This is a genomic window from Pseudoalteromonas sp. S3785, from assembly GCF_005887365.1.
Taxonomy (GTDB): Bacteria; Pseudomonadota; Gammaproteobacteria; order Enterobacterales; family Alteromonadaceae; genus Pseudoalteromonas.
In genome coordinates this window covers 1-282 of sequence record NZ_PNCT01000140.1, presented here as the reverse complement: position 1 = coordinate 282, position 282 = coordinate 1, and the positions used below count along the sequence as shown (strand labels likewise).

At 46.5% G+C, this 282-nt stretch carries 1 protein-coding gene; it reads right to left on the bottom strand.

The genetic code is table 11. The features are described from left to right. On the bottom strand, nt 1–282 hold a 282-nt coding region (locus CWC17_RS18890), incomplete at both ends, for an early set domain-containing protein (RefSeq protein ID WP_138614643.1).

The following is a 282-nucleotide window of genomic DNA, read 5'->3' as shown; positions in this document are numbered from 1 at the left end:
TAAATCGTCTCACCCTCGTACATCAGTGGGTTATCAGTACTCCAGTCATTTAAACTACCGCGAATAAACACCGGAGTTTGTGCAAACATTTCGCCGTTGAGCACTTTTAGCGATACGTTATTTAAATCACTGGCGTCAAATATAAATTGGTATTCACCTTGCTCGGCAATGTCTATGGTCATATTTGCGCCCGCAACCGACAACTGCTCAGCGGTGCCAACCATTACACTGGCATCACCCTCAGCCGAGCCATAATCAACCGTGCTCCAATCTTCAGACGCT